The 26,727-nt window shown below is 59.9% G+C and carries 22 protein-coding genes and 1 tRNA gene; 13 read left to right on the top strand and 10 right to left on the bottom strand.

Annotated features, from left to right (window positions below; all coding sequences use genetic code 11):
* The first annotated feature begins 122 nt into the window (after positions 1-122).
* Positions 123-1,136, top strand: coding sequence for a 1-aminocyclopropane-1-carboxylate deaminase (locus tag ACEN8Q_RS27810; protein WP_413704022.1), 1,014 nt, complete (start codon positions 123-125; stop codon positions 1,134-1,136).
* 98 nt (positions 1,137-1,234) lie between these two features.
* Here ACEN8Q_RS27810 and ACEN8Q_RS27805 read toward each other — a convergent pair whose 3' ends face one another.
* Positions 1,235-2,455: an MFS transporter gene (locus tag ACEN8Q_RS27805; RefSeq protein WP_413704021.1), complete on the bottom strand. Its 1,221-nt coding sequence runs from the start codon at positions 2,453-2,455 to the stop codon at positions 1,235-1,237.
* Between the two features lie 334 nt (positions 2,456-2,789).
* On the opposite strand from ACEN8Q_RS27805, the gene ACEN8Q_RS27800 reads away from it, so the two are divergent.
* Positions 2,790-4,847 carry a methyl-accepting chemotaxis protein gene (locus ACEN8Q_RS27800; RefSeq protein WP_413427037.1) on the top strand — a complete coding sequence of 686 codons (2,058 nt, stop codon included), beginning with the start codon at positions 2,790-2,792 and terminating at the stop codon, positions 4,845-4,847.
* 15 nt (positions 4,848-4,862) lie between these two features.
* Here the strand turns inward: ACEN8Q_RS27800 and ACEN8Q_RS27795 are convergent, their stop codons facing one another.
* Positions 4,863-5,768, bottom strand: a complete 906-nt coding sequence (locus tag ACEN8Q_RS27795; protein ID WP_413427035.1) for a LysR substrate-binding domain-containing protein — start codon at positions 5,766-5,768, stop codon at positions 4,863-4,865.
* A 226-nt stretch (positions 5,769-5,994) separates the two neighbouring features.
* Here ACEN8Q_RS27795 and ACEN8Q_RS27790 point away from each other — a divergent pair, with 226 nt between their 5' ends.
* From ACEN8Q_RS27790 to ACEN8Q_RS27765, 6 genes are all read left to right on the top strand, one after another.
* Entirely contained in the window at positions 5,995-7,113 is a 1,119-nt protein-coding gene (locus ACEN8Q_RS27790; protein ID WP_413704020.1) for an ABC transporter ATP-binding protein, read from the top strand.
* Positions 7,114-7,128: 15 nt separating this feature from the next.
* Complete coding sequence (locus tag ACEN8Q_RS27785; protein WP_108228443.1) at positions 7,129-8,049, top strand: ABC transporter permease; 921 nt, start codon at positions 7,129-7,131, stop codon at positions 8,047-8,049.
* Positions 8,049-8,855, top strand: a complete 807-nt coding sequence (locus ACEN8Q_RS27780; protein ID WP_008016604.1) for an ABC transporter permease — start codon at positions 8,049-8,051, stop codon at positions 8,853-8,855. The genes ACEN8Q_RS27785 and ACEN8Q_RS27780 overlap by 1 nt, the downstream gene beginning before the upstream one ends.
* Before the next feature lie 27 nt (positions 8,856-8,882).
* Entirely contained in the window at positions 8,883-9,929 is a 1,047-nt protein-coding gene (locus tag ACEN8Q_RS27775; RefSeq protein WP_413704019.1) for an extracellular solute-binding protein, read from the top strand.
* Between the two features lie 60 nt (positions 9,930-9,989).
* On the top strand, positions 9,990-11,444 hold the full coding sequence (locus ACEN8Q_RS27770; RefSeq protein ID WP_413704018.1) for an amidase: 1,455 nt from the start codon (positions 9,990-9,992) through the stop codon (positions 11,442-11,444).
* A gap of 87 nt (positions 11,445-11,531) precedes the next feature.
* Positions 11,532-11,608, top strand: a tRNA-Met gene (locus tag ACEN8Q_RS27765).
* Between the two features lie 99 nt (positions 11,609-11,707).
* Here ACEN8Q_RS27765 and ACEN8Q_RS27760 read toward each other — a convergent pair.
* Positions 11,708-12,817, bottom strand: a complete 1,110-nt coding sequence (locus ACEN8Q_RS27760; protein WP_413704017.1) for a DUF2817 domain-containing protein — start codon at positions 12,815-12,817, stop codon at positions 11,708-11,710.
* Positions 12,818-12,983: 166 nt separating this feature from the next.
* On the opposite strand from ACEN8Q_RS27760, the gene ggt reads away from it, so the two are divergent.
* From ggt to ACEN8Q_RS27745, 3 genes are all read left to right on the top strand, one after another.
* Entirely contained in the window at positions 12,984-14,816 is a 1,833-nt protein-coding gene (gene ggt / locus ACEN8Q_RS27755) for a gamma-glutamyltransferase (protein ID WP_413704016.1), read from the top strand.
* A gap of 175 nt (positions 14,817-14,991) precedes the next feature.
* Positions 14,992-15,294, top strand: coding sequence for a type II toxin-antitoxin system HigB family toxin (locus ACEN8Q_RS27750; protein ID WP_090457679.1), 303 nt, complete (start codon positions 14,992-14,994; stop codon positions 15,292-15,294).
* Positions 15,295-15,297: 3 nt separating this feature from the next.
* Entirely contained in the window at positions 15,298-15,669 is a 372-nt protein-coding gene (locus ACEN8Q_RS27745) for a helix-turn-helix domain-containing protein (protein ID WP_413427258.1), read from the top strand.
* 57 nt (positions 15,670-15,726) lie between these two features.
* Here ACEN8Q_RS27745 and ddlA read toward each other — a convergent pair whose 3' ends face one another.
* A complete protein-coding gene (ddlA, locus tag ACEN8Q_RS27740; protein WP_413427259.1) occupies positions 15,727-16,821 on the bottom strand; it encodes a D-alanine--D-alanine ligase in 1,095 nt (364 codons plus the stop codon).
* Positions 16,822-16,988: 167 nt separating this feature from the next.
* Here ddlA and ACEN8Q_RS27735 point away from each other — a divergent pair, with 167 nt between their 5' ends.
* Complete coding sequence (locus ACEN8Q_RS27735) at positions 16,989-17,798, top strand: AraC family transcriptional regulator (RefSeq protein ID WP_413427280.1); 810 nt, start codon at positions 16,989-16,991, stop codon at positions 17,796-17,798.
* Positions 17,799-17,874: 76 nt separating this feature from the next.
* Positions 17,875-18,243, top strand: a complete 369-nt coding sequence (locus tag ACEN8Q_RS27730) for a cupin domain-containing protein (RefSeq protein WP_413427260.1) — start codon at positions 17,875-17,877, stop codon at positions 18,241-18,243.
* Positions 18,244-18,255: 12 nt separating this feature from the next.
* Here ACEN8Q_RS27730 and ACEN8Q_RS27725 read toward each other — a convergent pair whose 3' ends face one another.
* From ACEN8Q_RS27725 to ACEN8Q_RS27700, 6 genes are all read right to left on the bottom strand, one after another.
* Positions 18,256-18,855 (bottom strand): flavin reductase family protein, encoded by a 600-nt coding sequence (locus tag ACEN8Q_RS27725; RefSeq protein ID WP_413427261.1) that lies wholly within the window; start codon positions 18,853-18,855, stop codon positions 18,256-18,258.
* 320 nt (positions 18,856-19,175) lie between these two features.
* Complete coding sequence (locus ACEN8Q_RS27720) at positions 19,176-19,385, bottom strand: hypothetical protein (protein ID WP_413427262.1); 210 nt, start codon at positions 19,383-19,385, stop codon at positions 19,176-19,178.
* A gap of 133 nt (positions 19,386-19,518) precedes the next feature.
* Positions 19,519-20,574, bottom strand: a complete 1,056-nt coding sequence (locus ACEN8Q_RS27715; protein WP_413427263.1) for a hypothetical protein — start codon at positions 20,572-20,574, stop codon at positions 19,519-19,521.
* Between the two features lie 128 nt (positions 20,575-20,702).
* A complete protein-coding gene (locus ACEN8Q_RS27710; protein WP_413704015.1) occupies positions 20,703-21,989 on the bottom strand; it encodes a sel1 repeat family protein in 1,287 nt (428 codons plus the stop codon).
* Entirely contained in the window at positions 21,989-23,803 is a 1,815-nt protein-coding gene (locus tag ACEN8Q_RS27705; protein ID WP_413427265.1) for a phospholipase D-like domain-containing protein, read from the bottom strand. Before ACEN8Q_RS27705 ends, ACEN8Q_RS27710 begins: the two co-directional genes overlap by 1 nt.
* Positions 23,800-26,535, bottom strand: coding sequence for a type VI secretion system Vgr family protein (locus tag ACEN8Q_RS27700; RefSeq protein WP_413705519.1), 2,736 nt, complete (start codon positions 26,533-26,535; stop codon positions 23,800-23,802). The genes ACEN8Q_RS27705 and ACEN8Q_RS27700 overlap by 4 nt, the downstream gene beginning before the upstream one ends.
* Positions 26,536-26,727: the final 192 nt, after the last annotated feature.

Genomic DNA, 26,727 nt, shown 5'->3' with positions numbered 1-26,727 from the left:
AAAATCCCCGTAATCACTCGCTGATACGGGGATTTTGCTTTTTGGGATCGTGGTAGCGCGCAGCCCTCTCACATGTGCTCTGCTAGACTAAAAACGGCTCATCCGTGATCTGGAGAACCGTCATGCTGGATAAATTTGAACGCTATCCACTCATGTTCGGCCCTACGCCGATTGAGAAACTGAATCGCCTATCGGCGTGTCTCGGGGGCAATGTCGAGCTCTATGCCAAACGAGAGGATTGCAACTCCGGGCTCGCGTTTGGCGGTAACAAGATCCGAAAGCTGGAATACATTATTCCCGATGCCATTGCCTCGCAGGCAGATACGCTGGTGTCCATCGGTGGCGTCCAGTCAAACCACACGCGCCAGGTCGCGGCTGTTGCTGCCAAACTCGGCATGAAGTGCCGTCTCGTTCAAGAAAGCTGGGTTCCGTTCCCGGATGCGGTCTATGACCGGGTTGGGAATATCCTGATGAGCCGCGTGCTGGGGGCCGAAATTGAATTCGTCGACGAAGGTTTCGATATCGGCATCCGCGAGAGCTGGGAGCGGGCGCTGGAAGATGTTAAGGCGAAAGGAGGTAAACCGTATGCCATTCCCGCCGGCGCTTCTGTGCACAAATTTGGAGGTCTCGGCTATGTCGGCTTCGCCGAAGAAGTACGCGAACAAGAGACCAGGATGGGGATCAGGTTTGATTACATAATCGTCTGCACTGTGACCGGCTCCACGCATGCAGGCATGTTGGTGGGATTTGCCAAGGATGGTCGTGCCCGCAATGTGATTGGTATCGACGCCTCCGCCACACCTGAACAAACCAGGGCACAAGTGCTGGCCATTGCTCAGCAAACGGCCAGACTTATTGGGCTTGGCCAGGAAATCACAGCTGACGATGTTGTCCTTAAAGAAGAATATGCCTATCCGGCCTACGGCATCCCATCAGAAGAAACCAATGCAGCCATCCGGTTGTGCGCTCGCATGGAAGGCATGATGACGGACCCGGTCTACGAGGGAAAATCCATGCAAGGCCTCATTGATCTCGTCCGCCAGGGGTTTTTCCCGGATGGGTCGAAGGTGCTTTATGCACATCTCGGTGGTGTACCGGCGATTAACGCGTACAGCTATATCTATCGAAACGGCTGAATTTTTAGAGGTCCTGAAACCGGCGTAAACCATATTCAGGACGCAACACGACAGAAATTTCGGCCACACCACCGCCCCCACACTCGATGGTTGTTGGTTCAGGCCTTTTTGGTACGCGGCAAAAAGATCGCCAACCCCCCAAACAACGGCAGGAACGAACACAGGTAGTACACGTACTCGATGCCGTGAATGTCCGCCAGATGGCCCAGCAATGCCGCGCCAATCCCGCCGAAGCCGAACATCAGGCCGAAGAACACCCCGGCGATCATCCCGACATTGCCCGGCACCAATTCCTGGGCGTACACCACGATGGCCGAGAACGCCGAGGCGAGAATGAAGCCGATGACCACGCTGAGAATGCTGGTCCAGAACAGGTCGACATGCGGCAGCAGCAAGGTGAACGGTGCAACGCCGAGGATCGAAAACCAGATCACCGCCTTACGCCCGATCTTGTCGCCGATCGGCCCGCCAAAGAATGTCCCCGCCGCTACCGCGCCCAGAAACAGGAACAGGTGCAACTGTGAACTGGCGACCGACAGGTCGAATTTCTCGATCAGGTAGAAGGTGAAGTAGCTGGTGAGGCTGGACATGTAGAAATACTTGGAGAACACCAGCAACCCGAGCACGACCAGCGCGCTGATCACTCGCCCCCTGGAAAGGCCGTGAGTCGCCGCCTGACCCTGCTTGAGCTTGAACAGGCTCAAGTGGTTGGCGTACCAGCGGCTGATCCGGTAGAGCACGAACAGCGCAAATACCGCGAACAGGCCGAACCACGCCACGTGCCCTTGACCGAAGGGAATGATGATTGCCGCCGCCAGTAACGGGCCGAACGCCGAGCCTGCGTTCCCCCCGACCTGGAAGGTCGATTGCGCCAGCCCGAAGCGCCCGCCTGAAGCCAGGCGCGCCACGCGGGACGCTTCGGGATGGAAGGTCGAAGAACCGATGCCGATCAACCCCGCCGCCAGCAGAATCAACGGGAAGCTGCCGACCACCGACATCATCAGAATCCCGATCAAGGTACAGACCGTACCCGCCGGCAGTAGCCACGGCTTGGGATGGCGGTCGGTGTAGTAACCGACCCACGGCTGCAACAGCGAGGCCGTCAACTGGAACGTCAGGGTGATCAGGCCGACCTGGGTGAAGGTCAGGCCATAGTTGGCCTTGAGCATCGGATAGATCGACGGCAGTACTGACTGGATCAGGTCGTTGATCAAATGCGCCAGTGCCACCGCGCCGATGATGCGCATCACCAGGGGGGGGCTGCTTTGGGGCGTAGCGGACGCCGGCACTGAACCGGTCTGGGCATTGCTGATAGCCATGGGGTTTTCCGTACAACAGGTGGGTGCAAACGGGCAGGTGCGCCAATGTGCCATTTTTCAGTGCAGCAACGCCATCCCCTTAGCCTGCTAACGACTTCGATTTTCATCGCCACATTGTTGATGGCGCATAGCCATGGTCTGAATCTTGCCTTACTTGTCTGCTTGAACGCGGCTTCCTTACAAAGGGGGCCGACAATGGGAAGTTTCGCCACAGAGTCAGCCTACAGAGCGGACAAGGGTGAACTTTCGAGGCCTTTTTAGAGGGCACGAGTCGGCGGTGCAACAACCTCCGACGCACGCCTATGGTGCGTGGTGTCCAGAGGAGTCATGGGGCATGCAGGCTTTTTTATCACCGGGGATCGGGTTGCTGGGGCGTTTCGGCTTTGCACGCAAATTCCAGCTGTTGTTTCTGCTGTTTATCCTGCCGCTCGCCGGCAGCCTGTGGATGATCGGCCAGGACTATCGCGACAAACTCAGCCTGATTTCCGGCGAACGCGCCGGGGTGCGGCAACTGCTCGCCCTTGATGCGCTGGATGACCTGCTCGCCGCCCAGCGTGATCGCGCCGCCCGGTGGCGCGCCACGGAAACCAATCGTCAGCCAACGCCGGCCACCCTCGCGGCGATGGCTGCGTTCGATGCAGCTCAACCCGCCGTCAGCCAGGCCACTGCCGAATTGGGCAATGCCCTGCAAAAAGAAGCTGCCGAGAGTGAAACGCTATCGCGTTATCAGGCCCTGCAAACCGCCCTCGATGGCCTCGACTCAAAAAGCCTGAGCAATGTCGGCTGGTGGCCGGATGGCTACGATCGCTTCACCAACGCCTTGAGCGCCCTGCAAGCCTTGCGCGAGCAGATCGCCATGGACAATCGCCTGACGCTGGCACCGTGGCTGGAAACCTACTTGCTGACGCAGATCTCCACCCAACATGCGCCAGACCTGATCGAGCGAGTCGGTCGCCTGGCGGCGGTGGGCCAGGCGTCGGTAGTGTCCGGGCAGTTCACTCTGCAAAGCCGCTTGCAACTGCGCGACTTGCGCAGCCGCATCGGCGATGCGCGCGAGCAGCTGGTGAAAACCGCAGGCCTGCTCGAAGCGCGCCTGCCCGGCGCCCTGCAAACCTGGGCCGGGCAATACCATGACAGCCTCAAGCACCTGGACGCCGGCCTGAAGGTGCTGGATGACGGCGTGTTCGGCGGCAGCATCAACCTCAAGCCGGAGGACTTCGAACGCAGTCTCGATGCCCTGCTCTCTGATCTCGCCTCGTTGCGTCAGCAGTCGCTGGTGTCGCTGGATCAACGCCTTGATTACTACCACGGCTCGGCGATCCGCCAGTTCATTGTGGTGGCCACAGTGCTGGGCTGCCTGCTGTTGGCCGCGCTGTATCTGTTCATCTGTTTGCAGGCCTCGATCCGCCGCAGCGCCAGCGGTATCACGCTACTGGCCGAGGCCTTGCGCGATGGCAATCTGAGCCTGCAAGTAGCGGTTCAAGGGCGGGACGAACTGGCGGCCATCAGCACCGCGTTGAACGTCGCCGTGGTGCAACTGCGCACCAGCCTGCAAGGGGTGGATCACGAAACCCTGCAATTGAGCCACGCCGTGCAAACCCTCAACCATCACTCCAGCGACGCCTTGGGCGAAGTCGAAGCCCAGCAGTTGCAGATCAGCCAGATCGCCGCGGCTGCGACGCAACTGGCCGCCACCTCACAAGGGGTGGCCCACAGTTGCGAACAGGCGTCCGGGAGCGCCCAGCACACCCGGCGCATTGCCGCCGACAGCAGCCGTGACAGCCAGCGCACCACCGCGAGCATCCAGCAACTCAACCAACGCCTGAATGAAACCGCAGCGGCACTGGGCCGGGTCAGCGAGCAGGGGCAGCAGATCCAGTTGGTGGTCGACACCATTCGCGGCGTCGCCGAGCAGACCAACCTGTTGGCGCTAAACGCTGCAATCGAAGCGGCGCGGGCCGGCGAACAGGGTCGCGGCTTTGCGGTAGTGGCCGATGAAGTGCGCAGCCTGTCGCAACGTACGCAATCTTCGACTGCGCAGATTGCCGGTACCGTCGATAGCTTGCGCAACACAGTGAACGAAGCCGTGAGCCTGATGGAAGCGGCCTGTGGTCAGGCGCAATCCGATGCACAGGCAGTGACAGGCCTGGGTGAGCGGCTCGGGGAAATCGCCAGCGCGGTGCAAAGTGTCACCGATACCCTGGCGCAAATCGCCACGGCGGTGGAGGAGCAGGCCAGTACCGCCGACGAGGTCAGCGGCAATATCCAGCAGGTCGATCAAGCGGCGGTGCGTTTGCTCGAAGGTGCGCGCGCGGTGAACCAGGCAGCGGACACCTTGAGCCACGGCAGCAAGGCCCTCAGCGACAACACCGGGCGCTTCCGCTTGAGTTGAATCCGGCAGCGCTGCTCAGGCGCGGATCACCGCCTCCGGGAAGTCCTGCTCCAGCTCGGTCTTGAGCCAGTCGATAAACCACACCACGTCCGCCGAGAGCTCGGTGGACGGCGTGAGCACCCGATAGCTTTCCAGCTTCACTTGCGCGTCCACCACCCGCACCAACTTGCCGCTGTGGAGTTCTTCGCGCACCAGCACTTCGTTGGCCAGCGCAATGCCCTGCCCGCTCTCGGCCACCGACAACGCGTGGTCGTTGTTGACGTAGAGCATGTCCGAATTGAGGTGCATGTCGAGGTCGTTGGCGGCGAACCACAGGTTCCACCACTCACCGTCATCGACGTGGATCAGGTTGTGTTTCACCAGGTCCGCGGGGCTGTCGATGGGCCCGACGCTGGCCAGATATTCGGGGGAACAGATCGGAAACACCCGAGGACAAATCAGGCTGGTGCGGGAGTGGGCATATTGGCCGTCCAACCCGTAGACGATGCCCAGGTCAGCGCTTTTGCCATCCACTTCGGTGAAGGTCGAATTGGGTTCGATGGCGAATTTCAAACCCGGACGCAGATGGCGCATGGTCTCTATGCGTGGCATCAGCCAGCGCTTGGCGAACCCCGGCACCACCATGATGCGCAACCAGCGCTCGGCGTGTTTGGGCTGCGCCTCTTTTCCGGCTTCGATGATCAGTTGCAGGGCGGCGCTGATCTTGCGGTGGTACTTCTCCCCTGCCGCCGTCAGGTTGACTCCGCGAGAGGTGCGCTCGAACAGTTGGATGCCCAGCCAGTCCTCCAGCAGCTTCACATGGCGGCCGATGGCCGGCTGGGTCACGTGCAGGGCTTTGGAGGCTTCGACATAGCTGCCCAACCGGGCCGCGGCATCAAAGGCACGCACCGCGTTGAGCGGCGGCAAACGGTGGTCAGGCATGGTTTTCGGACGCCTTGTGCTGTTAAATTTTTTAACAGCCCCTATGTTAAAATTGAAGTTTCGCCCCCGCAACCCCTCGCTGATAATCGAGCCACAGCAGAACAAAAGAACAGCTGGTTACAACACTCGAACGCAATCTCGATCCTGCCCAGAAAAATAATATCCATGGTCCGACGGCTCCGCTGTTTACAGCGCTCGCGGACGATGGGGGAATCGGAGGTAACGCATGAATGCCCTGCATTCGCTGCAAACGCCGGCGGTGTCCATCCGCTCAGTGCGCAAAGTCTACGGTGATCCAAAGACTGGCCCGGTGGCGCTCAAAAGCATCGACCTGGACATTCGCGACAACGAATTCTTCACCCTTCTCGGCCCTTCGGGCTGTGGCAAAACCACGCTCCTGCGGATGATCGCCGGGTTCGAATTCCCTACCGAAGGCGAGATTCTGCTCTACGGCGAAAACATCGCCGACCGCCCGCCATTCCAGCGTCCGGTCAACACGGTGTTCCAGCATTACGCGCTGTTCCCGCACATGACCATCGCCGAGAACCTGGCCTTCGGTCTTGAGTCCCACCCGATGGGCAAGATCCTGAACAAAACGCAGATGGCCGAACGGGTGCGCGAGATGCTTGCCCTGGTGCAGATGGAGCGCTTCGCCAACCGCAAGCCGGCACAACTGTCCGGTGGTCAGCAACAGCGCGTCGCCCTCGCTCGTGCATTGGCGCCACACCCGAAAGTGTTGCTGCTCGACGAACCGCTCTCGGCCCTGGACCTCAAGCTGCGCCAGGCCATGCGCGAAGAGCTGAAAACCATCCAGGCGCGTACCGGCATCACCTTCATCTTCGTCACCCACGACCAGGAAGAAGCCCTGACCATGTCCGACCGCATCGCCGTGTTGTCCGAAGGCGAAGTGCAGCAGGTCGGCCGCCCGGAAGACATCTACGAGCGCCCGCGCAATCGTTTTGTCGCGGACTTCATCGGTGAAACCAACTTCATCGAAGGCACCGTCACCCGCGTCGAAGATGGCCTGGCCTGGTTCGCCGGCCCGGCCGGTCACCCGCTGCCTGCGCAGCCGTGCAGCAATGTGCGGGTCGGTGCCAACGTCGCGTTGTCGGTGCGCCCCGAGCGTTTGCATCTGGTGCCAGGCAATACCGACGGTGCCTTGCCGTGCCGGATCGAAGCGCAGATCTACCTCGGCACCGACCTGCAATACCAGGTCAGCCTGAGCAACGGTTCGCGCCTCACCGTGCGCACCCCCAACTGCGTCGACCAGAGCAAACGCTTCGCACCGGGAAGCCAGGCCGGCCTGTTGTTTGACCAGGGTAGCGCCAGCGTCCTGCACGATTGAGCACGAGGAATTGCCATGCACGCTTTACCGATTGCCAATACCCTGGAACGTCGGCGGGCTTTCCAGAGTTTTCTCGGTGTCAGCCCCGCGCTGATTGCCATCGGCCTGTTTCTGATCGTGCCGATCCTGATCGTCATCGGTTACTCGCTGATGGAAGCCAACCCCTACGGCGGGGTGAACAAGGTGTTCAGCAGCGACGCCTACACCTCGCTGCTGTTCGAACGGCAACTGGATGACAGCCTGGCCTTCGCCGACTCCTACCTGATCATCGCCTTGCGCTCCATCGGCATCGCCGGACTGACCACCGTCATCACCTTGCTGATCGGCTTTCCGGTCGCGGTGTGGCTGGCCATGCAACCGGCCCATCGCCGAGGCCTGCTGATCTTTCTGATCACTGTACCGTTCTGGGCGAACCTGTTGATCCGCACCTATGCGTGGATCCTGCTGCTGCGTAACACCGGGGTGATCAACAACAGCCTGATGGGGCTCGGGGTCATCGATCAGCCGCTGCAACTGCTTTACACCGACGGCGCGGTGCTGCTGGGGCTGGTCTACACCTACGCGCCCTTCGTGGTGCTGCCGATCTACGCCACCCTGGAAAAAATGGACATCCGCCTTCTCGAGGCCGCTCAGGACCTCTACGCCGGGCGCGTGCGTACTTTGCGCAAGGTGGTGTTGCCTATCGCCAAACCGGGGATTCTTGCCGGCGCCATCCTCACCTTCGTGCCTTGCCTCGGAGCGATGATCGCCCCGGAACTGCTGGGCGGCGGCACGCGAATGATGCTCGGCAACCTGATCTTCCGGCAGTTCAGCGATGCCCGTAACTGGCCCTTCGGCGCAGCCCTGTCGCTGGTGCTGATGGCAGCGGTGATGTTGGTTCTGACGGTCTATGCCCTGCGTGCCGAACGCCAGCGCATCGCCAAAGGAGGTGCGTGATGATCGGCCTGTTCAAACGCAACACGCTGGGTGTGCAGGATTTCCCGGGCTTCGGCGGATTCAGTTTCCTGTTCTACCTGTATCTCTACGCGCCGATCGTGGTGCTGGTGGCGTTCTCGTTCAACGCCAATCAGTCGGCAACGGTATGGACCGGGTTCAGCCTCGACTGGTATCGCGCTGCGTTCGCCAACCAGGCCCTGCGCCAGGCGGCCGGCAACAGCCTGTTGATCGCGGTCTGCGCCAGCATGGTCGCCACGGCCATCGCCACCCTCGCCGCCCTCGGCACGTCACGGGGGGCGAAATTCAAAGGCCTGCAATTGTCCATGGGCGCAATCATGCTGCCCCTGGTATTGCCGGAAATCGTGGTCGGCGTCGCCACCCTCGCGCTGTTCTCCACCATCGGTCTGTCCCTGGGCTACGGCAACCTGATCATCGCGCACACGGTGTTCTGCATTCCGTTCGCCTTTCTGCCGATACGGGCACGCCTGAACGACATGGACCTGTCCCTGGAACAGGCCTCGGCCGACCTCTATGCCGGCCCGTGGCGGACCTTCCGCAAGGTGACCCTGCCGCTGCTGATGCCGGGGATTTTCTCCGGGCTGATGCTGGCCTTCATCGTGTCGCTGGATAACTTCGTGATCTCGATGATGGTCTCCCAGGCCGGCACCACCACCTTGCCAATCTTCATCTTCGGCCTGTTGCGCATGGGCGTGACACCCGACGTCAACGCCGTGTCGACCCTGATCCTGGGCGTCTCGGTGCTGTTCGTCACCCTTTCTTATCTGCTGGGCAAAAAGAAATCCTGAACCTTCTACGCACTGTGGGGAAATAGCATGAGCAAGTGGATTAAAAGCATCGGCACGTCGTTGTTCCTGACCTTGCCGCTGACCATGGCCGGCAACGTTCAGGCCGCGGAAAAACTCAATGTGGTGAGCTGGAGCGGTTACTTTTCGCCGGAGATCCTCGCCAAGTTCCAGAAGCAGACCGGCATTGAAGTCACCGTCGACTCCTACGACTCCAACGAAACTCTGTTGGCCAAATTGAAACAGGGCGGTGCGGGTTACGACGTGGCGATCCCATCCCACCAGTTCATTCCGATCCTGATCAAGGAAAAGCTGCTGGAGCGTTTCGACCCGGTCAACGAGCCCTACTATGCCGGCGTCGTCGACAACCTGAAAAAACCCACCTGGGACCCCGAGGGCGCCTACTCCGTGCCGTTCATCTGGGGCACCACCAGCGTGGTGCTCAACACCGAGCGCTACAAGGGCCCTGCCGATACCCTCAAGGTGCTTTACGAGCCACCGACCGAGCTGCAAGGGCGAATCAACATGTTCGACTCGGTCAGTGATGTGGTGGACATGGCCAGCCTGTACTTGAACATTCCGCTGTGCAGTGAAGATCCGAAGCAGATGCAGCAGATTCTGACCCTGCTCAAGGCGCAGAAACCGTTCGTCAAGACCTACAGTTCCAAGGCGGGTTCGATCCGCGAAAACCTGGCGTCCGGTGAGATCGACATGTCGACCTTCTGGGGCGGTTCGTCGATGCGCGCCCGGGAAATGAAACCGAGCCTGAACTACCTGTACCCGAAAGAAGGCGTACTGGCCTGGGTCGACAACATGGTCATCCCGACCGGCAGCAAGAATCCGGCGAACGCCAAGGCGTTCATTGCGTTCCTCAGCCAGCCTGAAAACGCGGCAATGACCCAGAACTTCCTCAAGCACCAGAGCCCGATCAAGGGAGTGGAACCGTTCCTCGACGCAGGCCTCAAGGATGCGCCGGAACTGCACATCCCCGAAGGCACTCCGGTGGTGTTCAGCAAGACCTGCGGCGAAGGCGCGATCCGCCTGGCCGACCGTCTCTGGACCAACCTGATGCGTTGATCGCTACCGCCCCGACGCAATGGCGGGGCGTTTTTCCAGCCGTCTGAAAGGCCGCTTGCAATGAACTCTAATAACATCAGCGAACTGGTCCTGTTGCAGGCCCACGAGCTCGCCGAACGCATCCGCCTGCGCCAGGTTTCCTGCCGGGAAGTGATGCAGACTTATCTTGCCCATATCGAACGCTTCAATCCGCAGGTCAATGCCCTGGTGAGCCTGCAAGCGCCGGAGGACCTGCTGGCCGAGGCCGATCAGCGCGACGCCGAGTTGGCCCGTGGTGAATACAAAGGCTGGATGCACGGCCTGCCCCACGCGATCAAGGACCTGTCCCTCACGCGCGGCATCCGCACTACCTTGGGTTCGCCGCTGTACAAGGACTTCATCCCCGAGCGCGACGGCATCATGGTCGAGCGGATCAAGGCCGCCGGAGCGATCATCATCGGCAAGAGCAACACCCCGGAATTCGGCCTCGGCTCGCAAAGCTACAACCCGCTGTTCGGCGCGACCGGTTGCGCCTACGACCCGAGCAAGACCGCTGGCGGCAGCAGCGGCGGCGCGGCGGCGGCGCTGGCCATGCACCTGGTGCCGGTGGCCGATGGCAGCGACATGATGGGCTCGCTGCGCAACCCGGCCGCGTTCAACAACATCTTCGGCTTCCGTCCGTCCCAGGGCCGCGTGCCCTTCGATGACAGTGCCGACCTGTTTATCGACCAACTCGGCTACGAAGGCCCCATGGCTCGCAGCGTGCGCGATGCGGCGTTGCTGCTGTCGGTGCAGGCCGGGGCCGATGCGCGGGCGCCGCTGTCGATTGCCGAGACCGGAAACGCCTTTGCGGCACCGCTGGAGCGGGACTTCAAAGGCACTCGCCTGGGCTGGCTCGGCGACTTCAACGGCTACCTGCCGATGGAAAAAGGCATCCTCTCGCTGTGCGAAACGGCCTTTGCCGATTTCGAAAGCCTGGGTTGCCATATCGAGCCCGTACAGCCGGAATTCGCGCCAGAGAAGCTGTGGAGCAGTTGGCGGACATTGCGCCACTGGATGGTCGCCGGCTCGTTGGGCGCGACCTATGCCGACCCGCAAAAGCGTGCACTGCTGAAACCGGAAGCCTGCTGGGAAGTGGAAAACGGCCTGAAACTTTCGGCCACTGACGTGTTTGCCGCGTCGGTGATGCGCAGCGACTGGTATCGGGCGATCTCCAGGCTGTTCGAAAAATACGACTACCTGCTGCTGCCGAGCGCCCAGGTATTCCCGTTCGATAAAACCCAACCGTGGCCCGCCTCCATCGAAGGCGTGAGCATGGACACCTATCACCGTTGGATGGAGGTGGTGATCCCCGGCACGTTGTCCGGCTGCCCGGTGGCTAACGTACAGGTCGGCTTCAACGCCAGCGGCCTGCCCATGGGCCTGCAAATCATCGGCAGACACCAGGCCGACTTCGCTGTCCTGCAACTGGCGCACGCGTACGAACAGGCCAGCCGCTGGTTCCAGCGCTGCCCTTCACCCCTGCTCAGAGGATAGATTTTGATAAACGGTTGAAAGCGCAGAGAAATATTTTAGATTTGTGCTTGACGCATCCCCGTTACCGGTGAATAATGCGCGCCACTTGGCTACATAGCTCAGTTGGTTAGAGCATAGCATTCATAATGCTGGGGTCCGGGGTTCAAGTCCCTGTGTAGCCACCAAGTACTAAAAACGGCTTACCGCAAGGTAAGCCGTTTTTTTATGCCTTGAAAAAAACACGCTGCGGTTGCAGGAAATCCTCAACCGCATGCGCGCATCGATCAGACGCCAATGGTCGACAATGCAGACAACGCCCGCTCCCAGATCTGCCACGTGCGCAACCAGACCATCGCCTGCCAATCGCTATCCGCCGGATAGAACTGCTCCAGCAGATTCAACTTGATCCCGCGTCCCGTTGCGTCACTTGGGTTGCCATGCAAATGCAGCCAGTGGTCATCACGCAGATGCCGGTGAACGTCCGGCCCGGGATAGGTCCCGCACTCGATGACGAAAGGCATCAGCCGTACCTGCGGCAGTGCATCGATCAACGCCTGTGAGGTATAGCCGGTGGCCGTCGCGGCCACGCCGGTTTCGCTGACAGTCTCGGCGCCGGTTTGCAGGCTGTAGAGCCATGGGCCGTAAATCGCCTGCGCATCCGCCAGCGCCGGATAGGCGGACTCGGTGATGGTCAGCAACATCGGATGACCGTACTCGCCCGCGCCGGTGTGCAAGTCGAAACACATGGCGACCTCGGCATGGCTCACGTGCTTTTGCACGATTTGGTGCAGCGTGCGGTTCGACCAGCTCGGCGCCAGCCCGCCGTAAAACAGGCCATCGGGATGAGCATGCTGACCGCCCTCGACAATCGACATCAACGCCGGCCAGCCATGCAGGCGAATCTGCTCGTCGAGCAAGGCATCGGCACGATCACGCTCCGGGCCGTGCAACTGCGGACAGGCATAGATTTCATGCAGGGCGTTGTACGCCTGGTTGTCTGGCAGCGGGCGCTGGAAGTTCAGGTGATTGCGGTTCAGGTCGATGTTGTCTTCGTTGACCCGGCGCAACCACGCCATGCCCCAAGGGTTGATGGCATGGATCATGACCACGGCGACATCCGATGGCAGGGAACGCCTGCCCAACTCCTGCAGCCATTTGATCTGGCACCCCGAGCCGTAGAAACCTTCAACCCCGTGGGTGCCGCTCAACGCAATCAACAAGCGCCTGGCGCCCGGATCACCGAGTACCGCCACATCGGTACTCAACGATTCGCCGAACGGGCCTTTGAGCGGGTGTGGATATTCAGTCAGCGTTGCGCCTGCGGTAGTCGCGGCGGCCAGGAACTGTTCACGCTGGGTGCGATAGCCGGGCTGGGTGGGGAATTCGGTTTGCATGTCTGCCTCTTGTTGATTTTCTGGCCTGCCTGTTGGCAACGACCCTACAGAAAATCCTGCCATTGATGAAGGACAAAAACGTCAATGCCACGGGACCTGGTTTGCGTCCCTTCCGGTCGGCCGATACAGTCCACTGATCGTAGATCCAACGGACGGAGTGCCCCACGTGTTTTCAGCCTTCCCCTTGCGCCGCTATCGCCTGCCAGCCCTGGTTCTGCTCGCCAGTGCCTTGACCCTGGCCGCATGCCACAACGCTTCGGTGCCAACATTACCGCTCGCTCCGGAAAGCGCTTCCGGGTTCCGCACCGACCTGCGCACCCAACACGCCGAAAAATACATGGCAGCGGCGGCCAACCCGCTGGCGGCCGAAGCCGGGCGGGAGATGCTGCGCCGGGGCGGCTCGGCCATCGATGCCGCGATTGCGATGCAAGCCGTGTTGACGCTGGTCGAGCCGCAGTCTTCGGGCATCGGAGGCGGCGCATTGATCGTACTCTGGGATGGCAAGGCCGTGCGCACCTACGACGGCCGTGAAACCGCCCCGGCCGGCGCCACCGAGAAGCTTTTCCTGCAGGCCAACGGACAACCGATGGGGTTTACCCAGGCACAGATCGGCGGTCGCTCGGTGGGCACGCCGGGCGTACTGCGCGCCCTCGAACTGGCCCATCAAAAGCATGGGCGCCTGCCCTGGGCGCAGCTGTTTGAACCGGCCATCCAGCTCGCCGAGCAAGGCTTCGCCATTTCGCCACGCCTGCACCAGTTGATCGCCGCAGATTCGTCCATGTCGCGCTCAGCGGAAATGATGGCTTACTTGCGCAATGCCGATGGCAGCCCGAAAGCCGTCGGCACAAACCTGAAGAACCCGCCGCTGGCCGCCGTGTTCAAACGCATCGCCCATGAAGGTCCCGATGCCCTGTACAAAGGCCCGGTCGCCGAGGAAATCGCGACCAAAGTTCAAGGTCACGCCAATCCCGGCAGCCTGTCCCTGAACGACCTCGCCCACTACCAGGCCAAGGAACGCGCTCCACTGTGTACTGACTACAAGCGCTGGCAAGTCTGCGGCATGCCGCCGCCGTCGTCGGGCGGGATCGCCGTGGCGCAGATTCTCGGCACACTGCAAGCCCTGGAGGCTCGCGACAAGCACCTGGCGCTGGCACCGCTGAAACCGGTCAAGACCACGGCCCCGGCCGGCATCGAACCCGCCCCGCAAGCCGTGCACCTGATCTCGGAAGCCGAACGCCTGGCCTACGCCGACCGCGCACAGTACGTAGCCGATACCGACTTCGTACCCGTGCCGGTCAAGGGCCTGGTGGACCCGGCCTACCTCGCCAGCCGTGCCGCCCTGATTGGCGAACGCAGCATGGGCACAGCCAAACCCGGCACCCCACCGGGCATTCAGGTGGCCTACGCGCCGGACCGTTCGCCGCTGCGGATTTCCACCTCGCAAGTGGTGGCCGTCGATGACGCAGGCGGCGCCGTGTCGATGACCACCACCATTGAGTCGGCGTTCGGCTCCCACATCATGGTTCAGGGGTTCATGCTCAATAACGAGATGACCGACTTCTCGTTCATTCCCGAGGAGAACGGGCAGAAAGTCGCCAACCGCGTCGAACCCGGCAAACGCCCGCGCTCATCCATGGCCCCGACCCTGATCTTCGATCGCCAGAGCGGCGAATTCCTCGCCACTGTCGGCTCCCCCGGCGGCTCGCAAATCATCGAATACGTCGCCAAATCCACCATCGGCCTGCTCGACTGGAACCTCGATGCACAAGCCGCCATCAACCTGCCCAACTTCGGCAGCCGCAACGGCCCCACCGAGCTGGAACAGGGACAATTCAGCCCCGCGCTGATTCAGGCGCTGAAAGACAAAGGGCATAGTGTGAGCGAAATCGACATGACCAGCGGCACCCAGGCGATTGTTCGGGTCAAGGACGCCCAGGGGAAAGCATCGCTGACCGGAGGTGCCGATCCGCGGCGTGAGGGACAAGCGTTGGGGGATTGAGTCGTACACAGGTGTGAGAAAGGGCTTACCGGTGGGTAGGCCCTTTTTATAGGTAAAGAGTCCAGGTCGCCTCTCTCCCGCTGCTTTTTCCTACCCGCAAATAATTGCGTCCTGGTTAGAGTTTCCACGCCTCCACAGACTTGCATCAGTCCCACAATGGGACTAGGATCATGCCATGAGAATCATCGCCATCAATCAGTTGAAGCAATTTTGGGAGAGATACCCGAGCGCAGAACAACCCTTGCTGGCCTGGATTGACGAGGTAAGAAATGCAGCCTGGAAAACACCTGCCGACATAAAGCTGCACTTCGCTACAGCCAGTATTCTCAAAAGCCGCAGAGTCGTGTTCAACATCAAGGGTAACGACTTCAGGCTGATAGTCGCCGTGGCTTATCGCTTTGGCGCCGTGTACATAAAATTTGTCGGCACTCACAAGCAGTACGACACGGTCGACGCTGATAACGTCGAAATGGAGTAACCCATGAACATTCACCCGATTCACACCGACGAGGATTACCGCGCCGCTCTCAAGAGCGTGTCTGCACTGTTTGAGAATGAACCTGAAATTGGCACTCCCGAGGGAGATTACTTTGACATCATGATTACGCTGATCGAGTCGTATGAGTCGAAGCACTTCCCCGTCGACTTACCCAACCCTATCGATGCGATCAAGTTCCGGATGGAGCAGTCCGGGTTGTCCGCCGCCGATCTTGCACCCGCCATCGGCCGCACAAATCGTGTTTATGAAGTACTCAATGGCAAGCGAGCGTTGACGCTTCCGATGATCTGGAAACTGCACGAGCTGTTCGGGATACCCGCCCAGAGCCTGATCAAACCGGTCAAGCACGCTTGATCAGGGTCGGCTCTTGCAAGCATACCCACCGATAATACGGGCGATGCAGAACTCCACTTACCGACTGATCTTCAACCCCTGCCGAACGTGGTGCTTCTCCAGCGCCAGCTCGATCAGTCGCGTCACCAGTTCGCTGTAGGTCATGCCGGTGGCCTGCCACAGTTTCGGATACATGCTGATGCGGGTGAAGCCGGGCAGCGAGTTGATTTCGTTGATCAGCACTTCGCCGCTGTCGGTCAGGAACACATCGACGCGGGCCAGGCCGGAACAGCCCAGTACCTGGAACGCTTCGACGGCCAGGGCGCGAATGCGTTCGCTGGCCTCGACGCTGATATTGGCCGGCACCACCACTTCAGCCGCCTTGTCGTCGATGTATTTGCTGTCGTAGGAATAGAACCCGCTATGCACCACGATCTCGCCACAGCCACTGGCGATGGCCTCTTCATTGCCGAGCACCGCGCATTCGATCTCGCGGCCGCTGACGGCAGATTCGATCAACACCTTGGTATCGAAACTTAACGCCAGTTCCACCGCAGCGGTGTATTCGACCTCGTCGGTGACCTTGCTCACGCCCACGGAGGAGCCCTGGTTCGCCGGTTTGACGAACAGCGGCAAGCCCAGCTTGCCCTGCACCTCGGCAAATCCGGTGCGGGCCGCCGTGGCGCGGGTCAATGTCACGAACGGCGTCACGGCCAGGCCGGCATCGCGCAGCAGGCGCTTGCTGACGTCCTTGTCCATGCACACGGCCGAGCCGAGTACATCGGAGCCGACAAACGGCAAATCGGCCATGCGCAGCAAGCCTTGCAGGCAACCATCTTCACCGAGGGTGCCGTGGACAATCGGGAAGATCACATCGACGTGGCCGAGCATTTCCTGGCTGGAAGTTTCCACCAGTTGCTGGCTGGCCTTACCCGGCACCACGGCCAGTTCGCGGTTGGACTGGTTGAGGGCGATCAGCGCCGGGTTTTCCTGATTCAGCAAAAAATTCGAAGGATCGTTGAGGTGCCAGTGGCCCTGTTTGTCGATGCCGATCAGCACCGGCTCGAAGCGCGAACGATCCAGCGCATCGACGATGTTTTTCGCCGATTGCAGCGACACCTCATGCTCAGCCGAACGGCCCCCGAAAATGATCCCCACGCGCAACTTGCTCATGACCTGGCCTCATCCTGACAAAAAGAAAAAACGACCTGCAGAGAATGCGTCACACAGTGCAGTATTTGCCCTTGGTTTTCTAGCGTACCTGTCGCCTTGCGATCAGAAGACAGCGAGTCGCTGACTGGGTTACCGTGCTGCGCATCGAGCTCAAGACAATCATCACCATGGCCAAGTACCCGCCTCGCACTGACTGGTTCCATCGCGCGCCCGATGTCGGTGGGCTACAGCGTTTCGAGGCGTTTTTTGCCGGCCATGGCTACGATCTTCACCGCCACGATACCTATGCCATCGGCCACACCCTGGCCGGGGTGCAGAGTTTTCAGTATCGCGGTGGCTGGCGGCACAGCCAGCCTGGCGCAACGATCGTGCTGCACCCGGACGAAGCTCACGATGGCGAGGCTGGCACCGAGTCCGGTTTCCAGTACCGGATGATGTACATCGAACCGGCGCTGATCCAGCAGATGCTCGGCGGCCAACCGCTGCCGTTCATCAAGACCGGACTGTCGAACGACCCCCGCCTGTTTGCCGCCACGGGAGCCTTGCTGCGCAGCCTTGATTGCCCGCTCGACCCACTGGAAGAACAGGATGCGCTGTTCGATCTGGCGCAAGCCTTGAGCAGCGTTTCCGGCGTGCCAACCAAACGCTCGGGTTTCGATTACGTGGCCGCGCAACGCGCGCGGGAATACATCCACAGCGCCCTCGATCGCACCGTGACACTCGATGAGCTGGCGCAACACAGTGGTCGGGATCGCTGGAGCCTGTCCCGGGATTTTCGCCTGTTGTTCGGTACCAGTCCCTATCGCTACCTGACCATGCGACGCCTGGACATGGTTCGCGCGCTGCTGACTCAGGGACAGACACTGGTCAGCGCCGCGCTGATCGCCGGCTTCACCGATCAGAGCCACATGACTCGGCAATTCAGCAAAACCTACGGCTTGCCACCGGCCCGCTGGCTGAGCCTGCAGCGGCGCTGAGCCACGCACAATCGTTCAAGAATCGCGCCGGGTGGCTGGCTATCGTGGGTTCACATACAACCGCGAGAGCTGTTCCATGAACACATATGAAAGCCTGAACTTCGCTGAAAAACTCGCCCGGATCGATACGCACTGGTCGCCCCGGGTCATCGCCGAAATGAACGACTACCAGTTCAAGGTGGTGAAACTGCTGGGGGATTTCATCTGGCACGACCACCTCGATACCGACGAAACCTTCATCGTTCTGCAAGGCCAGTTACGCATCGACTTTCGTGACGGCCATGTGCTGGTGAACGCCGGGGAAATGTATGTGGTGCCCAAAGGCGTCGAGCACAAACCCAGCGCCGGGCAGGAGGTAAAACTCCTGCTGATCGAACCCAAGGGCGTGCTCAATACCGGCCGCGAAGGTGGCGAGCGCACGGCCGAGAATGATGTCTGGATTTGAGCGCTGCCTGCCTCACGCCTGCAAGCTCTTGCCGTCCACCGGGTCACCAATGGTCAAGAAGTGCCCGCCCGCCACGTGGTGCAAGGTGCGCAAGGCGTCCTGCCCTTCGAAATGCCAGCGGCCTTCGCTGAACACGCGTTCGTCGGCCTGGGCGGCAATCACTTCGGCCAGGAACAGGTCGTACTGCTGGTGATTGTTCGGCTCCGGCAACAGGCGACATTCCAGCCAGGCCACGCAACCTTCGAGCATCGGCGCATCAACCGCCTGGCCGGCGAACGTCTGCAAGTCGTAGGTTTCAAACTTGTCGCGCCCCTGACCCTGGGTCAATTCCAGGCCGGAGGTCGAACCGACGGTCTGCACAATGTCGGCCTGGGCAGCGCAAGGAACGTTCAGCACAAAAGCGCCCGAGGCTTCCAGCAACTGGCGAGTCCAGGTGGACTTGTCCAGCACCACGGCAATTTTCGGCGGCTCGAAATCCAGCGGCATGGCCCAGGCTGCCGCCATGATATTGCGCTGGCCACCGTGGGCTGCGCTGACCAGCACGGTCGGGCCATGATTGAGCAGACGATAAGCCTTGGACAAGGGAACCGGACGGCGGTGGGAAATGCTCATGGAAGTCTGCTCCTGGGGGGAAATGAGCCGATTGTAGCGGCATCCCAAATGAAAAGATCACAGCCTGCGGCAGCTCCTACAGGATGAACGCCCATCGCCAACCGTAACTCTCAACGTGAATGCGTCGAACGCTTCCAGTTCTTCATTCGCTGCATGTCGTTGCTTTCGTTCAGTACCAAAGGAAAGCCTTCAGTCAAGCACGCTGACAACCGGAGTTTTCGCGATTCAATGCACTGGACCACTGGCCGAATCACCTCGGCTAACGATAATTGCGTCGTCATTGGTGATTGTTTGCTCAATGTTTTGACCAGTGACTCCCATCACTTGACCATCTTGTGAATACGCACCTCGACATGACCGCCGCCAAAAAAATCCATGCGATAAATACGCACCTGATCCTCGATTCGCACTGTAAATGATTCAATATGGGACAAATCCCGGATACCTACCGATTTGGGGATAAGATTTTCGATGGACACACCACCGTCATTCATGATTATCGTTGCCCCGTCCGGGCGAGTGATTTTCATGCCTCCTTCAATTTTCTCCACCACGTTGCCAGAATTCGCACTGTAACAAATAACACTGGAAAATTATCGAAATTAAATCTGTGCGCAGACTCTAACCAGATATTCATCCAGTAATCACTTCCGCACGTAAAAGCTAATAGCTATGCTTCTTTTGTTCAGCGCGCTGACGGCGTTCCAATTCAAGCGTGAGTAATAGTGTAGCGTCACTGGGACGAAACTCCATTTGTTTAGGAAGGCGGCGGGCGAAATCCGGAAGCTCACTTATTTCATAGCTCCAGTTATTTCCATAAAACCTCTTAATCAGCTCAAGTTCAGGCGTTGTGTTTCTTGACATTAAATCTTCCTCTATCGGGCGCAGTGATGGGTTGTTACTGGCTTTGCTCACTGTGAGGTCACTGGAACTGGAATTAAGCGTCCTGGCTATGCTCTCCACATGCATCAGGCATGGTTCACAGCCTTCGTTGACTCCTTTTATCCATAGTCGATAAGCATCCAACCGCCGACCCTCCATATCCGCCAGGATGCCAAGTGATTTATAAGCATTTGCATGATTTTTACTCACTGCACACTCAAGCATCAACTTGCCGATGGGCCGTAGCGCCTTCGACTGTACTACTATCGTTGATCCTACCGCTGTCATCGCGTCGACGCTTCCTCGGTCGATTGCGGCATCAAGCCAATAATACATGCCGTCGTCCTGCCTCCCGAAATAAGTTCCTATCTTGTAAGCTGCGATGGGAATCCCTTGTCCGCCGAGTTCGACGAGGCGGGCAAAGGCTTGTTTCTTCGAATCACCGGCTTTTGTATGTCGATATGACCATACGCTATCGAAGTATTTTGCTTTCCAGCTCCCAGATTTAATCGCCGTCTCTAACAAGTCTTCACGCTTCTTTCTGTGAGCAGGGTCTATAAAAAAGTTTTCAATTTGATCGGCGCGAGAAACATACTCAACGAATTTACTGAAGGTGTCGGATGCCGCGGCTTTTTCTGTAGGCGTGAAAGTTTCTTCATCACGACAGATGAAGTTTTTTCCCTGAAACGGCCTTGTCAAACTTGGATTGTCGCTGGTTTCACCCGAACTGTTTTCCCATGCGGGCGAACTATTGAATTCCTCCAGACTTTTGTTTAATGGTTGTGCCGAAACCAAGCCAGCGAAAATCAGAAGTAGAACCGTTGTGAGTGTTCGCACGAATTTTCCTTTTTCATAAAATTAATAAATATGTAGCTGTGATGATTCGAACGACATTCTGATTTAATGCAAAAATTCGGACTTTTGAGTACTTCGCCAGTTTTCTCGCGACATCAGAGCGCAACGCATCATCCGAGCAACCCCCATGTCACACCCCGCTGAGTCTTTACGACCTTTACGGACAGTGGCCACATACGCTCGCGATCGAACTCGACTTTGGCCTTCGGCATGATCTCGCCTTGTTTGAAGTAGCGAGCGGTATTCGCTTGCGCCAAGTAATAACGCCCGTGGCCGTCCCACCTGATTTTCCAGTAGCCGCTTTCCGGGCAGGCTTTGCCGCTGCCACAAGTCGGTTCCAGAAAGTGGTTTTCGCTGAACGAGGGAGAGCCCGGCATGGGTTTGCCCGTGGCAGGATCGAGCACCATGGCCTTGGCCAGTTGGTTGATTAGTGCGGTGCCGGGGTTTTCTGGCGGGATGTTGGCCAGGCGTGCTTCGAGCCATTGGAGTTTGCCGTCCCAGGCGGGCAACTGGGCGGGGGGTAATGGGAGGATTTCGTTGATTTCGGGGACAACGGGGTTGGCATAGGAATAGTTGGCGAGGATTCGCCAGATTTTTCCGTAGCGCTCGGCGCGTTCGAGGTCTTCTTGTTGGCCGAGGTAATTAAGTTCATCGGAAGGGGGGGGATTGCGAAAGCCTTCTGCTAATCGAGAAGCAGAGGTGCTGTTACCAGCAGCAACGCCCATCTGTAAAACTTCCATTGCATCCGTGTATTTCTCTTCGTCCATAAGATAGATCGATAGCATGGAAGCTGCTTTACCGTGGCCCTGCTCGGCAGCGCAGCGACGCATCTGACGAGCAATGTCGGGAGCCATGTTGCTTGGCGACAGCTTGTCGCCCACATAGGCCTGGGCTTGGGCACTGCCCATATCGGCCGCCTTGCGGTAATAACGTAAGGCCATTTCCGGGTCTTCCTTAAGCCCCGCCGAACCCTGCTGCAGAAAGATCCCGATAAAGTAATAACCCGTCGCCACTCCTTCGCTGATCAGTCTCTCGCTCAAGCGCAAATGCTCATCGCCACGCAGTTGGAAATGCCCACGCATGGCACCGTTCTGCAGATTGATGTTGGCCTTGTAATGACCATTTTCGGCAGCGATGCGGTACAGCCGTTCGATCTCGGCATCGACGCTTTTATCCTCTTTGAGTTGATTGTTTTTCTGTAGCCAGCGGGCGTACTGGAACAGCACATCGGCTTCGGCGGAGGGTGCGGGAATCTGCTCGTGCTTGCAGGTGAAGGCCAGATCAGCCTTGATCTCGTTCAGTGATTTCACATGAGGGTCCTTCTTCATATAGGTAAAGGTGCTGCGGCTGTCGCAGGCCGTCAGGAGCAGGAAAGACAGCAGGAAAATTCGATGCATCAGTCGATGTTCCTCAGCGTGGCGGTGTCGTAATAGAACTCGACGAGCGGGGCGTAGGGCACTCCACCGTATTTGTCGTCCTGGAGCTTTTTGTTTTTCTCGATGATCTTCTGCCATTCGTCGAACGCCTTCGCCGGATCATCCTGCGCCCCCATCCCACCCGTATGCAGATCCCACAATCTGCGCCGTAATGCCTTCGTCACACTCGCCCATTCATGAATAATGTTCAGCTCGCTATCCACCTGCATGCTGCGGGTGTTGATGTTGGCCGAGCCCTGAGTGGTGAACACATCATCGACAATCATCAGCTTGGAATGGACGTACACCGGCATCCAGTTACCGGGCGTTGAGTCGGGAGCGACCAGTGAGCACAGGTGCACCTTCAGGCCCGTACGGCCTTCTGCCTTGACCGTGCTTTCCTTGATTACGCGGATTTGCCGATCCAACTGGTACTCCCAGTCGTCAAGCTCCCGCTGGCCGACCCGGTCACGAGGCTCGAAGGTCGGCCGGGGCGGGGCGTTTTGTTTCACTTCTTCAATGCGCTGCAGTTTGGTGACCTGGGGAATGAGTTCGCCCCGTCCCAAGCTCTGGAGCACGCGCTGAGTATTGAGCGCGCCGGGTTTTACACTGTCGTCGCCGGCATTGGTGATCACGAACAGGTGCAAGTTGCCGTAGATGCCTGGGTCGCGTCCCGCGCGAGTCTGGCCGGCGGCAACAGCCTTGATCAGCTCGGCCAATGGCGGCCAGCGAAAATACTGGTTCTCGATATAGATGAACTGGGTCGCGTTGTTGACGGCTTGCAGATACGCCCGCTCGATGTCGCGCTTCCCCTCCTGGGCCTGGGTGCGCACGATCTGCGCGATTTGCCGGGTAGTATCCGGGGTGCATTGCAGTTGCGGACCGGTCTGCATGGACTGGCGCGAGGCAATCAGGTTTTCGCCGGTTTCCTTGCGCCAGGCCTTGGCGAAGTTGTTGTGCAGGGCTTCCAGAATCGGCCCGCTAACGCGGCTGGAAATGTCCTGGCGCGGGGTCTTGCCACGCGGGCCTCTGTTGGGTGGTGGCTTACGCTCCTCGGACCGGTTCAGCGCGGAATGGTCGTCGGTGTCCCAGTACTCGTCGAGCATGTTGTGGCCCATGACGAAACCGACGGCGCGGTCCGGCAATTCAAAGTCGACCAGCACGGTTTTTTGATGGTGCGTCGCGGTCGCTGCCAGGGTAAAGCGCGTAGCGCTACTGGCCTGCGGGTCAAGACGCGCGCGCCGCACTTGATGTTCGATTTCCGCCCGCTCAGTCAGGTCGAAACCGCGACTGACAAACACCGGCAACCCCTGCGCGCCATGCTGGGCCGCTTTATCGTTCGAGACCGCGCACTCGGCAAACCACTGGCGGTCATAGTCGTATTGCGCCTGGGTGGAACTCTGCAAGGCCCGATCATTGACGCGGAACATGCCTTTGCCTGGCAAGTTGGCTTCACCCGCCATGCCTGCCGCATTGAAAGGCGCCTCCCACCCCAGTATCCGGACCTTGATGCCTTTTTTGGCCTTGGCCTTCAGTAACTCGCCGATGCACGACGCCTTGCCATCGCGGATGAAATACATCGATGGCTGGAAACCCCAGCATATGATGTCGACCGTTTCCTTGGCGTTGAAAATAGCCTCGTGAACCGCCCTGAACGCTTCTTCACCGTTGATCAACGGTTCATAGGTCGCCATGGCAGGCAGGTACTCGGTGTCCTGCACGTACCAGGGCGGGGTACAGGTCACCTCCTGGGTATGTTGGAGTGCGAGCGGTGAGACGATCTCGTACTGGCTCATGGTGTTTTCCCTTCCTGATCGCTGATTCCGTGCAGCACCGCGTCGTACAACGCGCGGTGATCGGTGTGTGAGGTGGGTTGGCTCATCTCCGAATCGGGCTTCGCGTTGTGGTTGTGCAAACCACGGTTGGCCAGATGCGCCTGCTCGGCATTGCGGTATTCGGTGGGCACCGGTATGTGGTGGGTCACGCCGTTGGCCATGACCAACCGGTAGCCCCGCGTAACAACCTGATGATCGATCAGCAGCTGCCCAGTCTTGTCCAATACGCCTCGTTTGAGTTCGGCACCGTCGGCGTAGAGCGTGTACGGCATGCCCGCCCAGGCTTGGCGGGTGGCATTGGGGGCTTGCGATACGCTGAATCGCAGCGTTTGTTTGGACAGGCTTACCGGGTAGTCCGGATGGGTGGCGGTCATGCTGGCCGGGCCGCTGTATTCGAAGTGCGCGGCCTTGACCTTGTGGTCGCCCATCGTTCCCGATTCGATACCGCCCTGCTCCAGGGTGAAGTAGCTGCCCCCGCCATTCAGAGTGATTTTCTTCTTCGCCGTGATGCGGATTTCATCCTCGGTGCTGGTGATGTCCAGGCCATGGCGGGCGAACAATTCCAATTTGTCGTTCTGCGCCTGAATCTGCACCGGCCCCTGATTGGCAATCAGCTTGATCCCCAGCTTGCGCACGAACAGGCTCAGGCCCTGGCCGACGCCGATGAACAAGCGCTTGACCACGCTGATGTCGGCTTCGCCGCCGGCGTTGAGCATCAGGTTGTGCTGCGCCGCCAGTTGCAGATGCTGGCCGCTGGTCAGGGCGATGCCCTGCGGGGCGCTGAGCAGCAGGACTGAAGACTTCAACGCTTCCAGATCTTTGCGCAGCAGTTGCAGTTGTGCCGCTACATCCGCCGGCTCGGCGCTGGCGGCCTGGGCGTCGACCGAGAGCTTTTGCAGTTGTTCGCCGGCCTGTTGCAGGCGGTCCACGGCGGCGCTCATGTCCAGCACTTGGCCTTGCGCCTTGGCCTGACTATCCGCACTGATGAACAGGCCCTTACCCGCGCGTAGCGCCCCCCAATCATCCGTGCGCAGCTCAAAGCCTTCCCCGCGCTTCTGCTTCTCGGCATTCACCAGATGCCCCAGGTTGAGCTGGCTCTTGCCGCCGTACTCGGTGCTGAGTTTGACGTGCTCCTGCCCCCGCTCGTCTTCCATGCGCAGCTTGTTGTTGGCCGGGGTGCGCAGCACGTTGCAGGTGTAGTCGCGCTTGCGCAGGGTCACGTGGTCCGGGTGTTCGCTGTCGTGCAGGGCGTGGGCGATGTACGGGCGGTCGGGGTCGCCCTGTTCGAAGGCGATGGCCACTTCGGTGCCGCAGATCAGCGGCAGGTGCAGACCGTGGGTGTCGCCGGCGTAGGGTCGGGCGAGGCGCAGCCACAGGCTTTCCTGGCCGAGTTTCCAACTGTCGCGGTCGAACAGGAAGTTGACCTTGTAGCGGCCTTGCATGTCGATCTCGGCGTATCGGTCGCGGGCTTGGCCGCTGGTGACCCGGGCCGGGACGGTGCCGGCGATTTGCGGTTTGGCCAGGATCTCTGGGCGGAAGCACAGGTATTCCGAATACGGCATGGCCTCGAACTTCGCTTCGAAGCTGGTATCGCGGGCGGCGCTCGTTGTGAGGCCAATGATCGTGCAGCGCGGGCTGAAGGCCCGGGGCGCGCCGCCGCTGATGCTCAGCACCTGGCCCGGCGCCAGGGTGGCGCTGCTGCTGGTGCCGCTCAGGAGGGTCTGCCGGTTGAGGTAGCGCTCGTGGGCCAGGCGGGCGTAAAAGTAGCCGCTGTCCGCGGGCAGCTCGTGATAGAACTGGTAGCGGTCGCCGAGCCGGGTGTAGGGCTCGGCGTAGTGATAGGCCTCGCCGTAGGTGGTCGTGGCGCCGCGGGTCTGGTCGACGTCGGCGTCGAGGTGGGCGTAGGCGTCGCGGTGCTGGTAGGCGCGGATGCTGACGTGTTTTTCCACCACCTTGTGGCGGGTCTGCAGGGCCCACACGCCGTCCTCGCCACTGGCCAGCTCGGCCGGTGGGCGGTACGGTAACTCGACGTCGAACTGGTAGCCGCGCTGGTCGTCGCAGAAATTCACCACGTCGATGTTCAGCCGTTGGTCGCTGGCGATGCAGTACCAGATGCCGACCTCGGCCAGCAGCCGGCTGATGAAGACCAGGTCGCTTTCACCGTACTGCATGACCTGTTCGCGCCGGGGGTATTCGCGCGACAGGTCGAAGACGAAGTCCTGATACGCAAACTGGTGGCGGCTGCGCAGGACGTGTTCGACGATCTCCGGGACCGACTGATGCTGGTAGATGCGGTATTGGCGGCCCCGCCCGAGCAGAGCCAGACGCGGTTGCAGGGTGACTTCGTAGCGCGCTTCGTCGGCGGAGGCGGACAGGCGCTGCAAACCGGTGATCACGCCGTGCAGGGTGCGCAGCGGTGTGATTTCAGGGATGGGCAGGCCTTTGATGACCGGTGGTTGGTTGGCGGCGTACAGGCTGAAACGCGCGTCCTTGCCGAGCAGCTGTTCGGCGGCGAGGTCCTGCTCGGTGCTGGTGAATTCGATGTGGTAGCTGAAGGGCTGGCTCAGGTGTTCCTGGCCGTCAAAGGCCAGGACGTCGAGGCGGGCGTCGAGGTCGCGGACCCAGAGTTTGTGGCGGCTGTGGTCGAAGAAGACGGGCAGAATGGTGTTCAAGTACGAACCTCCCTGGGGCATTCGGGGAGGTTTCATTTCCATCCCCGTTCAAGCGCTCGACAGCTTTCTGGAAGCTGATAAGGGTTGAAATCGGAGGCTTCCGATATGCGCGTAGGATGCGTCCGGGATGCTGGTGTGTCGGGTCTGTAGGATTTCTTCGGCGTATTTGAAGGGGGGCGAGTCGAGGGTTTTTCGATCCCTCTCGGGAGCTAT

This window comes from Pseudomonas sp. Pseusp16 (assembly GCF_047324915.1).
GTDB classification, from domain to species: domain Bacteria; phylum Pseudomonadota; class Gammaproteobacteria; order Pseudomonadales; family Pseudomonadaceae; genus Aquipseudomonas; species Aquipseudomonas fluorescens_CD.
This window is presented reverse-complemented; position numbering and strand designations above follow the sequence as displayed.

Excerpts from the sequence above, each read along its gene's own strand:
- ACEN8Q_RS27720 (WP_413427262.1), bottom strand. The coding sequence starts at position 19,385 with ATGAAAATCACTCGCCCGGACGGGGCAACGATAATCATGAATGACGGT.
- ACEN8Q_RS27775 (WP_413704019.1), top strand. The coding sequence starts at position 8,883 with ATGAGCAAGTGGATTAAAAGCATCGGCACGTCGTTGTTCCTGACCTTG.
- ACEN8Q_RS27735 (WP_413427280.1), top strand. The coding sequence starts at position 16,989 with ATGGCCAAGTACCCGCCTCGCACTGACTGGTTCCATCGCGCGCCCGAT.
- ACEN8Q_RS27790 (WP_413704020.1), top strand. The coding sequence starts at position 5,995 with ATGAATGCCCTGCATTCGCTGCAAACGCCGGCGGTGTCCATCCGCTCA.
- ACEN8Q_RS27805 (WP_413704021.1), bottom strand. The coding sequence starts at position 2,455 with ATGGCTATCAGCAATGCCCAGACCGGTTCAGTGCCGGCGTCCGCTACG.
- ACEN8Q_RS27725 (WP_413427261.1), bottom strand. The coding sequence starts at position 18,855 with ATGAGCATTTCCCACCGCCGTCCGGTTCCCTTGTCCAAGGCTTATCGT.
- ACEN8Q_RS27705 (WP_413427265.1), bottom strand. The coding sequence starts at position 23,803 with ATGAGCCAGTACGAGATCGTCTCACCGCTCGCACTCCAACATACCCAG.
- ACEN8Q_RS27770 (WP_413704018.1), top strand. The coding sequence starts at position 9,990 with ATGAACTCTAATAACATCAGCGAACTGGTCCTGTTGCAGGCCCACGAG.
- ACEN8Q_RS27800 (WP_413427037.1), top strand. The coding sequence starts at position 2,790 with ATGCAGGCTTTTTTATCACCGGGGATCGGGTTGCTGGGGCGTTTCGGC.
- ddlA (WP_413427259.1), bottom strand. The coding sequence starts at position 16,821 with ATGAGCAAGTTGCGCGTGGGGATCATTTTCGGGGGCCGTTCGGCTGAG.
- ACEN8Q_RS27780 (WP_008016604.1), top strand. The coding sequence starts at position 8,049 with ATGATCGGCCTGTTCAAACGCAACACGCTGGGTGTGCAGGATTTCCCG.
- ACEN8Q_RS27745 (WP_413427258.1), top strand. The coding sequence starts at position 15,298 with ATGAACATTCACCCGATTCACACCGACGAGGATTACCGCGCCGCTCTC.
- ACEN8Q_RS27785 (WP_108228443.1), top strand. The coding sequence starts at position 7,129 with ATGCACGCTTTACCGATTGCCAATACCCTGGAACGTCGGCGGGCTTTC.
- ACEN8Q_RS27810 (WP_413704022.1), top strand. The coding sequence starts at position 123 with ATGCTGGATAAATTTGAACGCTATCCACTCATGTTCGGCCCTACGCCG.
- ACEN8Q_RS27700 (WP_413705519.1), bottom strand. The coding sequence starts at position 26,535 with ATGCCCCAGGGAGGTTCGTACTTGAACACCATTCTGCCCGTCTTCTTC.
- ACEN8Q_RS27750 (WP_090457679.1), top strand. The coding sequence starts at position 14,992 with ATGAGAATCATCGCCATCAATCAGTTGAAGCAATTTTGGGAGAGATAC.
- ACEN8Q_RS27760 (WP_413704017.1), bottom strand. The coding sequence starts at position 12,817 with ATGCAAACCGAATTCCCCACCCAGCCCGGCTATCGCACCCAGCGTGAA.
- ACEN8Q_RS27795 (WP_413427035.1), bottom strand. The coding sequence starts at position 5,768 with ATGCCTGACCACCGTTTGCCGCCGCTCAACGCGGTGCGTGCCTTTGAT.
- ACEN8Q_RS27710 (WP_413704015.1), bottom strand. The coding sequence starts at position 21,989 with ATGCATCGAATTTTCCTGCTGTCTTTCCTGCTCCTGACGGCCTGCGAC.
- ACEN8Q_RS27730 (WP_413427260.1), top strand. The coding sequence starts at position 17,875 with ATGAACACATATGAAAGCCTGAACTTCGCTGAAAAACTCGCCCGGATC.